General features: G+C 46.3%; 1 protein-coding gene. It reads left to right on the forward strand.

Annotation, left to right across the window (positions count from 1 at the left end):
- Positions 1 to 354: 354 nt before the first annotated feature.
- A complete protein-coding gene (locus tag H8K32_RS19895; RefSeq protein ID WP_186914368.1) occupies positions 355 to 903 on the forward strand; it encodes a replication/maintenance protein RepL in 549 nt (182 codons plus the stop codon).
- The last annotated feature ends 901 nt before the right edge of the window (positions 904 to 1,804 follow it).

The raw sequence follows: 1,804 nt of genomic DNA on the forward strand, positions 1-1,804 counted from the left end.
GGGCGCTAGGGGTTTGGGGGAGCCGCCAAAGGCGGGGGAAGGGCGCAGCCCTACCACGGGGGTGCGAGTCCGCGAGCGCAGCGAGGAGAGGGGGTGCAACCCCCTGCGGAGGGGTCAACAAGCGCGAAGCGCGTCATCCCCCGCTTGCGGGGGCTGTTTATACAGCATTCCCATCTCGGGAATAAAGAATAAAGAAGGAAAACGCCGGAAACGTAGTGCTGGCGTAAAAGCGACTCTCAGAAATGGCTAGTTAAACTCTCAGAAATGGTTAGTTTTACTTTCAAAAACAGGTTGCAAATTGAGAGTTTTACAGACATAATACTGACAGTCAAACAGTCAAAAAAGGCACCCGAGATGGAAGTTAAAGTATCAAAAGTTCGCTACGAACAAAACCCTCTTGTCCAGGTACGCGAATTGGTTTTCAAGGAAAAGACTGTGAAGGTTGGATCCGCACGTGAATTGGTAGATACGTCAACAGGTGAAGTCTCAAACGTAAATGCCATCTATCAGCGCAAAATCGTTGACGCAGAACGATTCGCAAAGGTCTACCTCGAAGGTCTATCTAAGACGTTTGGCTTAACGAAATCGTCGCAGCGCGTTTTCCAATCGATTTTGAAATTATGTGAAAAAGATACGGATAGCATTTGGTTGAATTTTATGACCGTAAGCAAAACTGACCCTGACATACCTGAATCAACATTCTATCGAGGTCTGAAGGAATTGCTTAAGCATGGCTTCATCGCTTACAGCGATATTCCAAATAAGTTTTGGATAAACCCACATTTGTTTTTCAACGGCGATCGCGTGAAATTCATCACAGAATATGTGAGAGGCGTTAGCAGTGATGATCAAGCAAAGCGTGAAGAATTAGAAGCACGCGGACAGCGCCGACTAACTGACTAATTGGAAGAATTGTATACGCCTTAAAACCGTTGCTGGACAACGGAAATAAGCATTTACAGCGAACATTTGTAATACGACCTAATCATAAAGTGTATTACGCCAAAACCGTTGTCCAGCAACGGTTTTAAGGTTTTTACGCTAAACACTGTAGGTGCGTCATGTGTGCTTCTTTTTTAGTTCAACGCAGTTGAACGACCCACTATATTTTTAATGGAATGGAATGAAATAATGGGCAAGCTAAAATCAAACTTTATTGAAGGCTTAAAAGAAGGCTGGGAGACTTTTTGGTTTCCATTTTCTGCAATTTATCAGGCGGTAAAATATTTTTTATCAGTCAAAAAATAGAGCCTTAAAACCCCAAAACTCCCCCAATTTAACTACACACATGACGCACGCTTACAGCGAGCAAAAAAAACGGCTACGACCCGCGCCCAGCTTAGTTTTAGCTTGTGTTACACGAAAAATAAAAAAAACAGAAATTTTCAAAGAAAAATGCCATTTTCTATAAAAAACAAAAGGTTAACGTGTAAAACATTTGTGTTACATAGCGTTTTCACAAGCTAACTGTTAACTCTTCGCGCTCTCGCTTGATTGCGACCAGTTTGGCTGCGCCAAATGCGCCTACGGCGCACCCTTCGGGCTGTCACGCTTGATTTACTCCGCGCTTCGCTTGGCCTTAAAAGCGTTTAAAAAAAGCTTTTAAAACCCTTCAAAACCGCCGTGGCGACGTTTTCCCGACTTAACCCAGCCTTCCCCTTGCAAGCCGCGCCCAAAGGGCGCTAGGGGTTTGGGGGAGCCGCCAAAGGCGGGGGAAGGGCGCAGCCCTACCACGGGGGTGCGAGTCCGCGAGCGCAGCGAGGAGAGGGGGTGCAACCCCCTGCGGAGGGGTCAACAAGCGCGA

It is taken from the genome of Cognatundibacterium jejuense (genome assembly GCF_014284255.1).
Classification (GTDB): domain Bacteria; phylum Pseudomonadota; class Gammaproteobacteria; order Burkholderiales; family Burkholderiaceae_D; genus Undibacterium; species Undibacterium jejuense.

What these genes read in the sequence shown, in the direction of transcription:
- H8K32_RS19895 (WP_186914368.1), top strand. Translation starts at nt 355, where the DNA reads ATGGAAGTTAAAGTATCAAAAGTTCGCTACGAACAAAACCCTCTTGTC.